Here is a 16654-nt window from a genome sequence, read left to right as displayed (position 1 = left end):
TGCTACTGACGCCTCATTCCTCAAGCCTGCCAATACCATTTTCTGCTTCTCTTCTGCGCTCCATTTCTTTCTTGCCATCTGCTTCCTCCTTCCGGAGGACTAACTTACCAGTTGTTCCTAATTTCGTCAAACCCTACACTAAAACCATCCTTAATATTCCCTTTGTTTCCATTTTATCTTCCCCCTTTCCTGCCGTTTCATTTTTATCTCTAACAAAATTATAGATATTGTCCCTTCCTTTAGTTGAAGTAGGAAGGACGCTCTTGCCCATATATTAAGCTGCAAACCTCCTTTCTGTAAAGATTTTTTTGCTGCAAAGCAGCTATGAGTTTTGGGATTTCCCTGTAACCTTTCACACGCTTGAACTTCCTCTCGGCACTTAGTAGGGCTGCCACCGCCCACCAGTTGGCTGTCCTTAAAGGGTTCTTTGTGTCTTTCCTACCAGCTATCTTTTCGCATTCCGACTTAATTCCCGCCCATATAAGCATCAGCCCTACTTCTTGTGATAAGCCCTCCACTGCTTCAGGGATGCCTGCCAGGACATCGGCTACTGGTAGCGGTATTTCCAGTATGACCTGCCCGTCCCTTATTTCCCTAATCTTTCCATTTGCCTTTTTTGCCATCTTGCGGTATCTTTTACTCATAGAAGCGACCTCCTTTAAATGAGTTTTTGGATGAAATAGTTTAATCGAGGTCGCTTCCTACTTCAACAACTAAAGGGACATGCTCAAGGCTGTGCCGGTTGTTAAAAATAGGAAGGCAACAACCATAAGCGAAAGGAACTTAATAAATTGTTTCATTTAGTAATCTCCTCTTTGCCCCTCTTTAAAAAAGGGGGATTGAAAAATACCGCTTAACTTGCCCCATTATACCACAAGGTTTTTAAGAAGGGAGGTGAAAATTACCCAAGTGCTTTAAGACTTCTTAGAATCAAAATCATCCATTATCTTAGTAAGTTTTTTCCAGTCGTATGCCTGCAAATTGACAGCCTGTGCATGGATGAGATTGTTTTCTATGAAATGGATTTTGTCATTCTCATCGGTTATGCCGTAAAACGGCAGTGTCGCCAGAAAAGCCTTCTTGGTGTAATCCTCTATCGGCGTCAGGACGTCATCCCTTCGCGTATAGTACGGGTCTTCGCCTTTATCGCACGGCTTGCTGAAGACGCCAAACTGCCTGCACGAAGCAGGGCGGACAATATAGATAGAGCAAGAGTTGTTAATGAGAAAAGGACAGGGATCGCTTTTTGTATGGCTTGAGAGTTGTCTTTTAAGTGTCTCACGGATAGGCTGCGCTGCCTTTTCAGTAGAGAACCAGTAAATCCCCACAAGTTCTATTGGATAAACAGGGATGTCTTTATTCACCCTGCAGCAGTTGTCGCAGCCTTCTTTGCATGCAAGTTTAATATTTCTCCCGGCTTCTTCTTTGACTATTGCAGCGGAAATTCCTTCATCAATTATTGCATAGGAATCAAGCAGCATTGACAGCCACGGGAACCTTGACTCTTCGTCAGGAAAGCGCATACGTCTTAAAGGATTTTGCTGCTTTATTATAACATTACCCAAGGCAGGCTCTTTACGCCTCTGGCTTTAACTGCGGGAAAAGGATTACATCCCTTATTGACTGTGCATTTGTAAGCAGCATAACAAGCCTGTCAATTCCTATGCCCTCGCCTGCTGCCGGAGGCATTCCGTGTTCAAGGGCTCGGATAAAATCCTCGTCCATCCACATGGTCTCCTCGTCTCCCTTTTCCTTTGCCTCCACCTGCCTCTGGAATCTCTCCCTTTGGTCCATAGGGTCGTTGAGTTCTGAGAATGCATTGGCAATCTCCCTCGCCGCAACAAAGAGTTCAAACCTCTCTACAAGTTCAGGGCTGTCTTTTTTCCTCTTAGCCAGAGGTGAGAGCTCAACTGGATAATCAATTATGAATGTCGGCTGCGTAAGATACGGCTCAACTTTTTCTTTGAAAATCTCATCGAGAACCTTTCCAATCGAGGCGCCTTTGCCTATCTCAATTTTATTTGCCTTGGCCCATGCTGCTGCCTTGTCAATATCATTCAGACTGTCTGCGGGTACGCCTTTTTGAGTCAGCGAATCAAGAAAAGGTATCATGGGCCATGGAGGGGTAAAATCTATCTCTTCATCTCCAAATGGAACCTTCAAAGTCCCCAGTGTCTTCTCTGTCACATAAGATATAAGCTCTTCTGTCAGAGACATGAGATAATTGTAGTCTTTGTATGCGATATAAAATTCAAGCATTGAAAATTCAGGGTTATGTTTTGTTGAGATACCTTCATTCCTGAAATTTTTGTTAAGTTCATAAACTTTTTCATATCCTCCGACAAGCAGTCTCTTGAGATAAAGCTCCGGAGCAATCCTGAGATATAGTTCCATATCAAGCGCATTGTGATGTGTTTTGAAAGGCCTCGCAGCCGCACCTCCCGGTATCTGGTGCATCATAGGAGTCTCTACTTCAATAAAACCCTTTGTCTCAAGGAAATCCCTCACAGCCTTTACGATTGAGCTTCTTTTCTTGAATGTTTCTTTAACTTCCGGATTGACAATGAGATCAACATACCTCTGCCTGTACCGCGTCTCTATGTCTTTAAGGCCGTGCCACTTCTCAGGTAAAGGCCGCAGTGATTTTGTGAGAAATTTAAAATCATCAACCTCTATTGTGAGTTCATTCGTCTTTGTCCTGAAAAGTTTCCCGCTTATCCCGACGATGTCTCCGATATCCAGTTTTTTAACGACGCCGTATTTTTCATTCAGAATGTCCTTTCTAAAATAGACCTGAATCCTTGCAGTTGAATCCTGCACATGCGCAAATGCAGCCTTCCCAAAATCACGCATCATGATTATTCTTCCGGCTATTACGCACTGGACAGGGGACGCCTCCAGTTCCTCTTTGGTTGTAGAACTGTGCTTATTAATTAAATCCTCAGCGTAGTCCTTTATATCAAAACTGCCGCCAAAAGGCTCTACGCCCAAAGCCTTGAGTTCATCAAGCTTTTTAATCCGTTGCTCTATAAGTTCGTTTATCTCTTCCATCATTTCCCCTATAAAATTTTATGTTTAAGTTAAAAGTATAATGATTGCCTCTCAGGCAAGTCAAGGAGAGAGAAGCGCTCATGTCTTCAGATGGAACGGAACGCTTGTGGATACTACTCCCTTCTTAAACAGCAGAATTCCTTTTATGAATAGAGCCGTCTGGTTATGCAGGAGATGATGCCACCATTTTGACGGAACAAACTCCGGGAGAACGACTGTAATTACGCCATCCTTATATGCATTCTGCACCTCGTCTATATATTCTATGAGCGGCTGCGTTATGGAGCGATACTGAGAATCAAATATTAGAAGAGGAACGCCCATGCAATGCCTGTCCCATCTTTGTTTTATCCTTGCTGTTTCCATCTCATCAAGGCATACATATAATGCAACTACATCATCAGACAATGCTTTTCCATATCGTATTGCGCTGAGCACCGCCTGCTGAACCCCTGAAACAGGGATGATTACAGAATGGTGTTTGAATTCCTTCAAATCCGGCAGGCATTGCTCGACAGAGAGCTGGTCTGCGACCGAGAGGTAATGTTGATGTATCTTCTGTGTCAGAAACACAAGGCCGGGTATTGCTATGAGCACAATCCATGCGCCATGAGTAAACTTTTCGGTTGCGATGATAATGAGAACGACTGCTGTTGTAATAGTGCCTATCCCGTTTATGAAGATTCCCTTGCGCCAACCGGCTCCTTTGTAACTGAGCCAGTGCCTGACCATTCCTGCCTGTGAAAGTGTGAATGCCGTGAAGACACCTACGGCGTAAAGTGGAATAAGAGAATGCGTATCGCCCTTGAAAAGCACTATAAGCAGAATTGAGAAAAAGCCGAGCAGAAGTATGCCGTTTGAAAACACAAGCCTGTCACCACGGTTGCTTAACTGCCTCGGCAGGTAACGGTCATTTGCCATGATAGAGGACAGTCTCGGAAAATCTGCAAATGAGGTATTTGCTGCGAGTATAAGTATCAAGGCAGTTGCAAACTGGATCGTGTAGTAGATAATCCCCTTTGAAAACACTGTCCTTGCAAGCTGGGAAAGAACGGTCTCATTTTCATTAGGAAGTATCCCGTAATGGTTTGCAAAAAAAGCTATCCCTATTGTGAGCACGCCGAGTATTATTGCCATCCATGTGAGTGTGAGGCCTGCATTTCTTGCTTCAGGGGCCTTGAAGGCTCTGACGCCGTTTGATACAGCCTCAATCCCTGTAAGCGTTGCACAACCTGAAGCAAATGCCCTCAATATGATAAATATCGGCAGAACATTTGAGGTTGCTGCAAGGTGTCCTGTTAAAACCTGGTGAGACTCTGAGAACGATTTTGTAAAACTGGCTGCGATCAAAAGAAGCAGGCTTCCAATAAAAAGATATACCGGAAACGAAAATATCCTTCCTGACTCTCTGACGCCTCTTAAGTTGATTACCATAATGAAGATTATGGCAAGAAGGCACATTGTAATTGTATAACTCCGTGTATCCGGAAATGCCGATGTAATGGCTGCTATGCCGGCTGAAACACTAACGGCAACTGTTAGAACATAATCAATAAGCAGCGCTGCGCCTGCCACAAGCCCCGGATATGTGCCGAGGTTCTCTTTCGCAACTATATATGCGCCTCCGCCTGATGGATATGCATGAATAGTCTGGAAATAAGATGTGGCCACAATTGCAATCAATATAACTATACCAATGGCAATAGGCACGGACAGATAGAGCAGCGCAGTCCCGCCAAGGATTAGTGCAAAAAGTATTTCCTCTGTTCCGTATGCAACTGATGAAAGGGCGTCCGATGAAAAAACAGCAAGCCCCATTGTTTTTGAAAGGCGCTCGTATTTCTCCTTCATAGTTTCAATAGGGTTGCCTATGAGAAAACTCTTGATAGACATATCTCCTCCTCTGATGGGCGCTAAGGAGGGAAATAAAAAACCGCCGGGCGGCGGTCTTCTTTTCTAACCTTTGCCCTTCCAAACGCCTGCGAGGTTAGCTGACGGGCTCGGGACTGGAAGTTCCCTATTCCCGATGTTACCGGGAAATACGCCCCATTAATTGGGTCCCCCGCGTCCATTCTTTGAATGGACTTCGGCTGCTATTTGATTTTAATCTACTCCTTCCACTGTGAATTGTCAATAGTCAGAATTACCTCAACCGATATCGCGCCATAAACTTCCTCAGCTCCTCCGCTGCAAAGAGTAATACCGCGAATGGTATTAGAATAAGCCACATTTGCGCTGCAACTGGAGAGGTCGCAAATATCTTATTCCCCAACGGATGATAGACGATAAATATTTGCAAGGCGATTTCAAACGCTATTCCTGCGAATATCAGTTTGTTCGAGAAAAATCCGATGCTGAACACGGACTCGCTGGATGAACGGCAGGCAAATACGTTGGCTATCTGTGCAACAACGATTCCTGTAAGGCAGGCAGTCGTTGCCTGCATGTACAGCATATTGTTTGCAGGCAGCATTTCCCCTTGCCATCCACTTAATTTCAGCACATAAAAAAAGCCAAACAAACCCGCAACTGCTTCGATTGGTCCGAGGAATAAAAATGCGAGGCGCAAAACTCTTGCATTGAGGAGACTATCCTTTGGACTTCTCGGTTTTTGTTTCATAATTTCTTTTGTCGGTTTTTCAGCGCCGAGGGCAAGGCCGGGAAGCAAATCTGTCCCGAGATCAACGGCAAGTATCTGCATTATTGTAAGCGGCAGGGGAACCCTGAAAAGCATATAAACTATATAAGGAACGAGTTCTGCTACATTTGATGTAAAGAAGTATGTGATGAATTTCCTTACATTCCCATAAACTGTTCTCCCCTCTTCAACAGCATTCACGATGGTTGCAAAATTGTCATCAAGCAGAACCATATCAGACGCCTCCTTTGCAACGTCAGTGCCGGAGATTCCCATCGCTATTCCAATATCAGCTTTTTTAAGCGCCGGCGCATCATTAACGCCGTCACCTGTCACAGCTACAACCTCGCCTTCTTCCTGTAATACTGATACAACCCTCATCTTGTGCTTGGGCGTCATCCGTGCAAATATAACCTCTTTTCCTGAAAGTTTCTCCCTCAATTCCTTATCACTCATCAGGATAAACTCAGGCCCTTCAATAACAACGGGATTCCCTCTAACAAGTTCTATCTCTTTTGCGATTGCAACCGCAGTCCTGCTTGCGTCTCCTGTAATCATTATTACCTTTATCCCTGCTTCATGACATTTTCTGATTGCCTCCGGCACCTCCGGCCTTGGAGGGTCTTCAAGCCCTGCTAATCCGGCAAAGACCATATCACTTTCGAGTTCGGGGTTCTCTAACTTTTCACTTTCCAGTTTTAAATTTTGAATTTTAAATTTTGAATTTTCCTTAATCTCTTTGTATGCAAAGGCAAGCACCCTCAGCCCCCTATCCATCATGGAATGATATTCATCGTTGATTCTTCTCCTTATCGTTTCATCCATCAGGGCCTCTTTTCCATCAATCAGCAGATGGCTGCATAAGGGAAGGACACTTTCCATCGCGCCCTTTGAAAAAGCAAACATCCTGCCTTCAACTATATTTAGAGTAGTCATCATCTTCCTCTCGGAGTCAAAAGGTATCTCCGCTATGCGTTCGCCTTTAAAATCTCCTATTGTCTCTCTTGCAGCCTTAAGCAATGCTGCTTCTGTCGGATCGCCGCTGTATTGTCCTTCAATAAAACGTGCGTTGTTGCAGAGATACGCTGTTCTCAGCAAGCTCTCCCGTGTCTTTTCTTCCCCGTCTATAGTCCATACCTTTGTTGCAGCCATCTTATTCTGAGTGAGCGTGCCTGTCTTATCTGTGCATATCACGGTTACAGAGCCGAGCGTTTCAACAGAAGTCAGGGTTCTGATTAATGCCTTTCTCTTCGCCATCCTCTGGCTTCCCATTGCAAGGGCGAGCGTTACAGTAGGAAGCATTCCTTCCGGCACAAGAGCTACGATTACTCCTATGGCGAAAATGAAGTTGTGCCAAAAAGTCCTGCCCATTAAAAACCCAAGTAAAAAAAAGAACACTCCAACCACAGCAGCTATTACGGCAATGACTCTTGTAGCCTTAACAATTTCTTTTTGAAGAGGGCTGAGACCTGCCTCTACAGCGCCTGTCAGATGCGCTATGCGCCCGAACTCTGTCTGCATTCCCGTTGCAAATGAGACCGCCCTTCCTGAACCGCTCACAACTGCCGTGCCTGCAAAGACAATATTATGGCTCTCGATAAACTCTCCCTCATATGCCTCATGCCTTCTCAGCATCGGCTCTGACTCACCCGTAAGAGGAGCGTTATTCACTCTCAACCCTGAAGTCTCTATGAGCCTTGCGTCCGCAGGGACTTTATCGCCCTCTGAAAGCAGGAGGACGTCGCCGTGGACAACATCACGCGCATAGATTTCTTTTTCTTTCCCGTCTCTTAAAACCTTCACATAAAATGGAAGTAGTTTTTTTAATTCTTCAAGCGCCTTTTCAGCGCGGTATTCCTGAATAAAGGTGAACACTGCATTAATGAATATGACGGCTATTATTGCTATGCCGAGGGTGAGCATGCCCTCGCCCGGATGGAAGTATTCAGACAAAAATGACATAAAGGCTGCGGCCCAGAGGAGTATCGCTAAAAAATGAGTGAACTGTTTAAAGAATTTGATATAGAGAGGTTTTTTCTTTGCCTCTTTTATCTCGTTAAAGCCGAACTCGGAAAGCCGCCTTTTTGCCTCCTCTTCTGAAAGCCCGTTCTCTGACGTAACAAGTGTGAGTAAGACTTCTTCTCTTGTGAGATTATGTATTTTCATAAACTATTTTAGTTCTGTCATTGCGAGCCAAAGGCGTGGCAATCTTGTCTTTTATACTCAGCGTCAAAAAAATAATCGCGCATTCACTGTCATTCCCGCTTGTCGGGAATCTTTCCGACTTGTTTGGAATCGTAAAGAAAGATGCTGGACAAGCCAGCATGACAGAGTTTGCAACGCCCTCGTAAAATATACTTCTATTCACGTCTTGGCTTTAAAATTATAAGGTCACAGGGAGTATTTCTCAGCACTTCCTCAACAGGATTTCCTCTTAATATAGAACTCAGCATGCTCCTCTGGCTGGCGCCCATTATTATAAGGTCATGCCTCTTAGAGAATGCCTCTATCGTAATCATCCTGCCTATGCTTCCGGGAACAGACTTCCCCGCATGGGCAATCCTGTATCTCCTCATATGCTCCATGAAATCTGATATGTCTTTGGGAAGTTTCTCTTCCCATTCAATCGGCGTCAGATGAATTTCTCCATGAAAAAATTTTGATACTGCTTCCGGAGAGTGAAATATAAAAACTTTTGAGCCGAATGCCTGCGCGATCTTTGCCGTAAAATATGCCCTTTCTTCAACACGGTCAATCCGTGCCTTGAGAGGTACGAGTATTTCTCCCGGACGTATCCTGCCTGTGTGCACCACCCTGACGATAGCCATTGAACAGGAAAGACTCAGAGAAAGGCGTCTTGCGACAGTGCCTGTAAAAAACCTCCGTTCAATATCTTCCTTCCTTGTTGAGGCAAAGACAATATCTATGCCCTCGCCCCTTACAAGTTCGCCTATCTTCCTTACAGGGTCTCCTGTCTCTGTTATAGCCTCTATCTCTATGCCGATTTTTTCTGCCTCGAGAAATATCCGCTCCACCGCCTCCTTTGCCCTGTTAATTGTAGGGGCCGTCATTTCTTTCTCAGCGACAAAGCAGAGATAAAGCCTTGCGCCGCTTACCCTTGCAAGATTCATCGCATACCTTGCAGTAACCTCCGAGTTAAGGTGTTCATTCACTGCGGTGAGAATTTTCTTGTACATACAAAGATTATACTGCTGTTGGATTAGACTTCCAAATATTTTATTTTATTGTATTTTGGGGAATGCCGGCGGTGTGAAAAAATTCAACGAATAAAGGCTATGCGGCACAACGGCCGGATCTCAAAAAAAAGGATGAGACACTTATCTGTCTCATCCTTTCTGCGTCTAAAATCCTAACCCTTCTGGATATAAATATCCCAGGTACCTTTTGCATCGTCCTTTACTGCTTCAAACTTATGCCCCTGCTTTTCGCACCATTTTGGAAGGGAATCTTCCGCTGACGCAGGCGCGTCACAGAGTATTTTCAATATCTGTCCGCTTGACATCTTCTCCACAGCCTTCTTTGCCAGCACCAATGGATAAGGGCATACCCTGCCCATTACGTCAAGTACCTGTTCCGGTGTTTTACTGCTTAATTCTCCCATTGTAACCCTCCTTTTTTATTAAAAGAACAATACGTGTTTTGCGTCTTCCATCGCTTTCTGTATCTCAGAAAACGGAGCAACCTTTATCTTCTTGTCAGCGCCCATCTCTTCAGCATCAGGCATCATATCCTCGGGAATGCCATACTTAGCAAGGTCTTCCTTGCAGACAAGCACATCAAGGTCAACAAGGAGACAATTTTTAAGATGGGTCTCCGTGCTCGTTACTCCGTACATGTCCATTGCCTTCTGCCCCTTTTGAAGCCCAAGCACGCCTTCACCCACAAAACATAACGTCGGCGTTACTATATCGCCATCCTCAAGCAGTATTTCAACAGTCTGATAAGATATTGCATGTGTTATCGCAAGCCTTGATGTTTCACCTTTATAATGAGGTTTTTGAACCACAAAGGCAAGTTTTACATCACCCATCTTATTCCCCTCCTATCTGAAGCACTCTGTCCGAGGCGTGTATTTTTGCAAGATACCAGTGCATGGCATTCCACTGCACCTTTTCTATGCTTTCAGTTTTCTGAATGCCCCTTGCCACTGTGCATGCTTCGCATGTGCATATCTCAACACCCTTTTCAATAAGCGCCTTTAAATGCTTCTCACCTGTTGGATAGTCTTTTAAGTGTTTCTGGTGAGACTTGACAGACCCGGTAGCATTGCCTGAAAACCAGATATTCACTTTATGTCCTTTATTAACTGCTGCATCTGCAAGTTTTACGACAAAGTCATAACTCATATTGCCCACAACTCCGGGAAAACATCCTATGGTTAAAGTTGCCATGTTATACCTCCTAAAGCCACGCTAATTTATCGTATTCATTAAAGATAATATCCACCACGTCACCGTAATTTACAACCTTTACGCGCTTGTCAACATCTGCATCATTCATTCCCCTTGTCTGGATATCTTCGGACAGTGCATACAAATTCGGCGCCTTATCCAGCAGAACGGACGATTTCCCGTTTTCTTTTGTAGTCGCGTGATAAACACCGTTTGCCACAAATATAATGCCAAGCTTATCGGCCTTTAATCTGTCCAGCGTATCACTTGCCAATTTAAAATCACTGACAAATACAGCTAATTTCATGCCATTCCCTCCCATCGTTAGATTTTTTTCTGAAGAAGAATCCTCACAGGGTTAGATTTTATACCAAGTTACACGCTGGTTTGTCAACCCCGTTAGAACGTCCTGGACATGCAAAGCAGTGCCTTTTAGCGGAGCTTTCTTTCTAACGGGGTCAATAAGAAAAACCGAGGAGACAAAGACATAACCTTATGATACACATCATGGAATAATGTTGAATTGTGGCGTGCTTAAGGCTTAAAATCCCCTATGGGCAATTTCAGAATCTCCACAGTCTTCACGCCAAAGGGCGACCAGCCAGGGGCAATAAAAGAACTTACCGATGGAATAGAAAAAAAACTGAGACATCAGGTTCTCCTCGGAGTAACAGGCTCGGGCAAGACATTTACAATAGCTAACGTCATTGCAAACGTGAACAAGCCCGCTCTTGTCATCGCGCACAACAAGACACTCGCAGCGCAGCTATACGGCGAGTTTAAGGAGTTATTTCCGGAAAATGCAGTAGAGTTTTTTGTGAGCTACTATGACTACTACCAGCCCGAGGCTTATATCCCTACCACCAACACATATATAGAAAAGGATTCTTCAATAAACGATGACATAGACAGGCTGCGGCACTCAGCTACAAGGGCCGTGCTTGAAAGAAGAGACACAATCGTTGTTGCATCGGTCTCCTGCATATACGGCATCGGCTCGCCGGAGGATTACAGGAATATGCATCTTCTGATAGAGGAGGGCATGCATACAGATAGGGATGAGATATTGAAAAGGCTTGTTGAGATGCAGTATGCGCGCGCTGATACGGACTTCAGGAGAGGGACCTTCAGGGTAAGGGGAGACATTGTGGAAGTCTATCCATCCTTCTCTCTTGACAGGGGGATAAGGATTGAGTTCTTTGGAAGTGATATTGATGCAATCAATGAATTCGACAACCTGACAGGCGACAGGACACGCAGGATTGAGAAAGCTTCACTGTTTCCGAACAGCCACTGGATAACGCCGAGGGAAAAGCTTGAGCCGGCGTTAAAGAGGATAGAGACTGAGATGAATGAAAAGATTGAGTCTTTTCTGAAAGAAAAAAAGATATTTGAGGCGCGCAGGATTGAGCAGAGGACAAGGTTTGACCTTGAGATGCTCAGGGAATTCGGCTACTGCCACGGCATCGAAAACTATTCAAGGCAGTTGAGCGGAAGGGCAGCAGGAGAGCCGCCATATACTCTTATTGATTACTTCCCTGAAGACTTTTTGATTGTGATAGACGAATCCCACGCAACAGTGCCCCAGATAGGAGGCATGTATGCAGGCGACCGTTCAAGGAAACAGACGCTCGTTGATTACGGATTCAGGCTGCCTTCAGCGCTTGACAACAGGCCTCTGGCATTTATGGAATTTGAACACAGGGTAAAGCAGGCAATCTATGTCTCTGCCACGCCGTCTCAATATGAAATAGAAAAATCAGGAGGGAGAGTCACAGAACAGATTATAAGGCCGACAGGGCTTGTGGACCCGAAACTGACAGTCAAACCCGTATCATCTCAGGTAGACGACTTGTTAGAGGAAATACGGAAGAGAGCAGAAAAGAACGAGCGCATACTTGTCACAACACTTACAAAAAAGATGGCAGAGGACTTAACCGACTACTATGCCAATCTCGGCATAAGGGTAAGATACCTGCATTCCGACATAGCTACGCTTGAGCGTGTTGAGATAATAAGGGACCTGCGGCTCGGGGAATTTGACGTGCTGATAGGCGTAAACCTCCTCAGGGAAGGGCTGGACCTTCCCGAGGTGTCGCTGGTTGCGATACTGGATGCCGACAAAGAAGGCTTTCTCCGTTCAGAGCGCTCTTTGATACAGACAGTAGGACGAGCAGCACGGAATATAAATGGAGAAGCAATTCTGTATGCTGACAAAATAACGAGCTCTATAAAAAGGACTCTGGATGAGACAACCAGACGGAGGAATATACAGGAAAGGTACAATAGGGACATGAATATTACGCCTGAGACTGTTAAAAGCAATATAAAAGATATATTAAGCTCCATCTATGAATCGGATTACTGGACAGTGCCTGTTGCGGCAGAGGAAAAGGCAGGATACGGATATGACGATGAAACGCTTAAAAGGCTTGAGGGGGAGATGAAAGAGGCTGCCAAGAAACTTGATTTTGAACGAGCAGCGGCAATAAGGGACAGGATTAAGGAGATAAAAACAAAGATGATTGAGATCGGAATAAAGGATTAAGTTGCAGAAACATCGCTGGCTGCCTCATCAGTGTATGAAACCATCCTGTGATATAATTAACCATCCATGAACAAAAGACCGCATATCCTGCCAAAATACATAACCTATGGCTTCTTTGTTATCGGCCTTATCTCTGCGATAGCATTCAGGGCAATTATAGTTTTCCAGCATCTTGAGCCTTCATGGGTAAGGCCTGTGTGGTATACAGGCATCATCGGATACAGCTTTTTCTTTCTCTACAGATACAGAATAACAAAGAAGAGGAAAAAGGCTATAGATGATTTTGAGCTTATTGACAAGGTGAAAGCCAACGCCTGCCTCACTGAAGAGGACAGGGAGATAGTTCTGTATCTTCTCTCATCAATAAAATCCTCACCCGAAGACCTGAACTATGCGATAATCTTCATACTTTCAATCCTCGCAATACTCGCTGATATTTTGCTGAGTCTGATGAAATGAATGTGTTATCAGCGTTTGCTGATATTTTCTGATGCAGTTATGCTGCATTTTTGCTATACGAAAGGTTACTGAAAAAGATGAGATAATTCTGAAAGAAAATGATATACTAAATACCAAGATGACTATTGCAGAGATAGAGAAAAAAACAAAGCTCATAACTGGGAAGGACGGGAAACCTTTAGAGGTGATACTGCCTTATAACATCTACAGACAGTTTCTTGAACTCGAAAGAAGTATGGAGATATTCAACCGCAGGGAAACACAGGAGAGCATTAAAAGGGCCAAAGAAGATATAAAACATGGCAGAGTAAAAACCTTCAGTGATGTTAAAGATGCTGTTAAATGGCTGGACAAGTAGAAATAGTTCTCACTGAAGAGTTCGAAAAAGCTTATAAAAAACTTCCGGAAGAGATCAAAAATAAGGTCAAGAAACAATTAAAGTTCCTGAGTCATAATCCAGCCCATCCATCCCTAAAAATACACAAACTAAACGGCGAATGGGAATTTTATGTTGACATTCATTACAGGTGTTTCTTCCTGAGAGAAGGCGGAAAGCTCACACTCCTGACAGTTGGAAGCCACAGGGTAGTGGATAGATACAAAAAATATTAATATCGTGCTTTTAAAAGGCGATATTTTCGGCTGCAAATTTGCTACATTTTTGCTACAGTGGTTTTTCAGACAACAGCTACTTCTAAAGGAATTGATTGCACTTTATCAGGCCTTTCCCGTTTGAGATAATTTATTTTCTCAAAGCCTATAATCTCTCCGCTCTCGTCTTTCTTGATGATAACTCCGTTACCCAATTCTTCATTAATGCATGGCCTTGGTTTTTCAAACCAGACATCAAGTGTATTGCCGACCTTGTCAAAGGTTATTGTTATCTTTTCCATACAGTTCCACCTTCCTTTATCTTATCGGTTATGTATGCTGTTATTATAAAGCCGTCTCCGTTTAAATGCTTTGCAACTACACAGATATAGTATTGCATATATGGCGAATAATATAAATAGACATCAGGGGCTTCAGAACTTTTTCTTATCTCGACTGGATTGGACAGACAGTTCTTAACTTCTGCCTCTTTTCCCTCCATCTCCGGATGCTTTAACTTTGCAATAAGCTCCCAGTGGCTTTGAGTAGTCCTGATAACTTTGCTTGTGGATGTTTTGACTTCAAAAAGAATTTCCATAGCTAAAGTTTACCTGATTGCCTTCAATAATCTCAATCGCTGATTAAAATCGGATGCCTTCTGCTGCAATTTTGCTGCATTCCTCACATCCCATGCGCTTCCTGTAACTCAATCCAATGTCCTGTGAAGTGTGCTCCTAAAACAGCAAGGATAATCTTCCCATAAAATACCGACTTGGTTTTTAGTCTTTATTACCACAAAATACCATGCAGCGCATATTTATTCCTATTGATTTAAATGATTTTTTCTCTTTATTCTTTACGCTAAAATGTGCTATATTCCCTCTATGAAACCAGTAAATACCCATCGGGCATATTGATTGATACATATAAATAAAAAGAATAGAATTATATGCAATACCCCTGCCTAATAAGGTAAAATAGCCATATGGAAAAACTATGGAACAAAGAAGTAGAACAGAGGTTTTTCAATGAAGCACAGAAATTTGCAACGCCTGAACAGTTATTTTATGTTTCCGATGCTGGTAAATATTTAGCTTATTGGCCAAAAAGTTACGATGGCAAGAAAAGCACCCTACAGAGCAGAAATGCACTTATTGGAAATTTCACAGAAAAATGGACAACTGACTTAATTCAGGGGATTGTTAAAGATAAGGGATTATTTGCAGTTCAAGGTGCTATCTGTAACGAGATTGCCTTATCAAATATGTCTCCTGCCGATGTAGTTATTTCAAGAAGCAAGAATATTAATCAGGCTCCAGAGGACATTCTTGCAATAATAGAAGTCAAGATGTCCGTCGTTTGGAATTGGGAACTTCAAAAAAACAAATCATTAGTCTGTATCGGCGACTATAAAACTCATCAAGGCAATCCCGGCCTTTTACGCTCTGATTCAATGCTCAAAGCAATTGGCAAAAGCATCAACATAAGGGTTTCAAGTTTCAAGGCTTCAAAAGTTCCAATTATCATCATGGGGAATACCCCAATCACAAATAGCTATTACTCCAAGGTTGATCATCTAAAAAGTGCTGGAATTATACAAGGCTTTTGGTCTGTTAATCCCAAACCGTTAGATAATGATGGAGAGAATATCAAAAAAACTGACAAGCAAGGTTTCTACAGGTTTGACAGTTTCATCGAGTTAAAAAATGCTTTTGCAGATCTATTGTCTGAAGAAAGAAATTACTTTTCGAGTATGAAAAGCAAAAAAGAATTAGGGCAAATCATCGAGAAAGCAAATAAAGAACAAACTTATGAGAAGAAAGCAGAGGTCTTTTTAAAATTAATCAATGAGTAATCAAAGCGAAACTTTCAAAAAATACAAGCGTAATGGTACTAAAACGAGTTCCTTTGGAACTCCGGGCAGGATAAATCATGATTCTTCAGAATTTTACAACAGTAAATTATATGGGGATAAAAAAGTTCCTGAATACGTTAAATTTATTGAAAATCCAATTTCACCAGATAATCTCGACAAAATATATTGCAAATCCAGCGAGGTAATGGATGAAATCCCTGATTGCAGTGTCCATTTGATGGTTACCTCACCGCCATATAATGTGAAAAAAGAATATGACGAAGACCTATCTCTTGAGGAATACAGAGCATTATTAAAAAAAACATTCAAGGAAACATACAAAAAACTGATAACAGGTGGTAGGGCATGTATTAATGTTGCCAATCTCGGAAGAAAACCATATATCCCCTTGCACAGCTATATTATTGAAGATATGGCTGATATTGGTTTTCTAATGAGGGGTGAAATAATTTGGAACAAGGCATCAAGTGCGAGCCCTTCAACTGCATGGGGTAGTTGGTTGTCGGCAGGCAATCCGGTATTGAGAGATATTCACGAGTATATTCTAATTTTTTCAAAAGAATCATTTTCACGAAAAAAAGGGCATAAAAAAGACACTATTGCAAAGGAAAATTTTCTTGAATGGACAAAGAGTGTTTGGACTTTTCCGGCTGTTTCAGCTCGAAGTGTTGGACATCCTGCACCATTTCCAGAAGAATTACCACATAGATTGATTCAGTTATATACATTTGCGGGTGATGTTATTTTAGACCCGTTTTGTGGCAGTGGCACAACCTGTCTTGCTGCATTGAAGGACGGTAGGCATTATATCGGATATGATAATGAGCGGGAGTATGTGAGATTAGCTAAGCAGAGAATAAAAGCATCTTTGGAGCAAGCAGATTCTCTTGAAAAGAAACAGCCCATCTTAGTACGCCGCGTGGGCGATAATATGGACTTAAATATCAAAATTCATGACAGGAAGCAAAAGAACTAAAAAATAATCGATTATAGTCGTTGAAATTAAAAATGAGCTGGGGGGCATGGTATGCTGTTTAGAAAATAAGAAGCATATAGTGAATATACCATTTATTAGCAAT

The 16654-nt window shown here is 42.9% G+C and carries 18 protein-coding genes; 6 read left to right on the top strand and 12 right to left on the bottom strand.

The annotated features are described in order from the left end of the window. Window positions 1–239: 239 nt before the first annotated feature. From HY035_05585 to dsrH, 10 genes are all read right to left on the bottom strand, one after another. Entirely contained in the window at window positions 240–644 is a 405-nt protein-coding gene (locus HY035_05585; GenBank protein ID MBI3377859.1) for a hypothetical protein, read from the bottom strand. Between the two features lie 270 nt (window positions 645–914). Continuing rightward, a complete protein-coding gene (locus tag HY035_05580; GenBank protein MBI3377858.1) occupies window positions 915–1565 on the bottom strand; it encodes a YkgJ family cysteine cluster protein in 651 nt (216 codons plus the stop codon). Window positions 1566–1575: 10 nt separating this feature from the next. Beyond that, window positions 1576–3051, bottom strand: a complete 1476-nt coding sequence (gene lysS / locus HY035_05575; protein MBI3377857.1) for a lysine--tRNA ligase — start codon at window positions 3049–3051, stop codon at window positions 1576–1578. A gap of 78 nt (window positions 3052–3129) precedes the next feature. After that, window positions 3130–4944, bottom strand: coding sequence for an APC family permease (locus tag HY035_05570; GenBank protein MBI3377856.1), 1815 nt, complete (start codon window positions 4942–4944; stop codon window positions 3130–3132). A 250-nt stretch (window positions 4945–5194) separates the two neighbouring features. Continuing rightward, window positions 5195–7855, bottom strand: a complete 2661-nt coding sequence (locus HY035_05565) for a cation-transporting P-type ATPase (GenBank protein MBI3377855.1) — start codon at window positions 7853–7855, stop codon at window positions 5195–5197. Between the two features lie 194 nt (window positions 7856–8049). Then, complete coding sequence (locus tag HY035_05560) at window positions 8050–8886, bottom strand: universal stress protein (protein ID MBI3377854.1); 837 nt, start codon at window positions 8884–8886, stop codon at window positions 8050–8052. A 173-nt stretch (window positions 8887–9059) separates the two neighbouring features. Continuing rightward, on the bottom strand, window positions 9060–9311 hold the full coding sequence (locus HY035_05555; protein MBI3377853.1) for a sulfurtransferase TusA family protein: 252 nt from the start codon (window positions 9309–9311) through the stop codon (window positions 9060–9062). A gap of 18 nt (window positions 9312–9329) precedes the next feature. Then, window positions 9330–9740, bottom strand: coding sequence for a DsrE family protein (locus HY035_05550; GenBank protein MBI3377852.1), 411 nt, complete (start codon window positions 9738–9740; stop codon window positions 9330–9332). A gap of 1 nt (window position 9741) precedes the next feature. After that, a complete protein-coding gene (locus tag HY035_05545) occupies window positions 9742–10101 on the bottom strand; it encodes a DsrE family protein (GenBank protein ID MBI3377851.1) in 360 nt (119 codons plus the stop codon). 10 nt (window positions 10102–10111) lie between these two features. After that, window positions 10112–10408 (bottom strand): sulfurtransferase complex subunit TusB, encoded by a 297-nt coding sequence (gene dsrH, locus HY035_05540; protein MBI3377850.1) that lies wholly within the window; start codon window positions 10406–10408, stop codon window positions 10112–10114. A gap of 246 nt (window positions 10409–10654) precedes the next feature. Here dsrH and uvrB point away from each other — a divergent pair, with 246 nt between their 5' ends. From uvrB to HY035_05520, 4 genes are all read left to right on the top strand, one after another. Next, window positions 10655–12649, top strand: coding sequence for an excinuclease ABC subunit UvrB (gene uvrB / locus HY035_05535; protein MBI3377849.1), 1995 nt, complete (start codon window positions 10655–10657; stop codon window positions 12647–12649). A gap of 66 nt (window positions 12650–12715) precedes the next feature. Further along, entirely contained in the window at window positions 12716–13108 is a 393-nt protein-coding gene (locus tag HY035_05530; GenBank protein MBI3377848.1) for a hypothetical protein, read from the top strand. A gap of 31 nt (window positions 13109–13139) precedes the next feature. Then, window positions 13140–13466 (top strand): hypothetical protein, encoded by a 327-nt coding sequence (locus tag HY035_05525; protein ID MBI3377847.1) that lies wholly within the window; start codon window positions 13140–13142, stop codon window positions 13464–13466. Further along, window positions 13451–13720, top strand: coding sequence for a cytotoxin (locus tag HY035_05520; GenBank protein MBI3377846.1), 270 nt, complete (start codon window positions 13451–13453; stop codon window positions 13718–13720). Before HY035_05525 ends, HY035_05520 begins: the two co-directional genes overlap by 16 nt. Before the next feature lie 65 nt (window positions 13721–13785). On the opposite strand, the gene HY035_05515 is transcribed toward HY035_05520, so the two are convergent. Together HY035_05515 and HY035_05510 are read right to left on the bottom strand one after the other, a co-directional pair. Next, window positions 13786–14001: a DUF2283 domain-containing protein gene (locus tag HY035_05515; GenBank protein MBI3377845.1), complete on the bottom strand. Its 216-nt coding sequence runs from the start codon at window positions 13999–14001 to the stop codon at window positions 13786–13788. Continuing rightward, entirely contained in the window at window positions 13989–14297 is a 309-nt protein-coding gene (locus HY035_05510) for a DUF4258 domain-containing protein (protein MBI3377844.1), read from the bottom strand. Before HY035_05510 ends, HY035_05515 begins: the two co-directional genes overlap by 13 nt. Before the next feature lie 387 nt (window positions 14298–14684). Between HY035_05510 and HY035_05505 the strand changes: the two genes are divergently transcribed. Further along, window positions 14685–15554: a hypothetical protein gene (locus HY035_05505; GenBank protein ID MBI3377843.1), complete on the top strand. Its 870-nt coding sequence runs from the start codon at window positions 14685–14687 to the stop codon at window positions 15552–15554. Further along, window positions 15547–16551 (top strand): site-specific DNA-methyltransferase, encoded by a 1005-nt coding sequence (locus tag HY035_05500; protein MBI3377842.1) that lies wholly within the window; start codon window positions 15547–15549, stop codon window positions 16549–16551. Before HY035_05505 ends, HY035_05500 begins: the two co-directional genes overlap by 8 nt. The last annotated feature ends 103 nt before the right edge of the window (window positions 16552–16654 follow it).

This window comes from Nitrospirota bacterium, from assembly GCA_016195565.1.
In the GTDB taxonomy this organism is placed as follows: domain Bacteria; phylum Nitrospirota; class Thermodesulfovibrionia; order Thermodesulfovibrionales; family UBA1546; genus UBA1546.
Note: the sequence above shows the minus strand (reverse complement) of the source record. Positions and strands in the feature narration are given on the sequence as shown.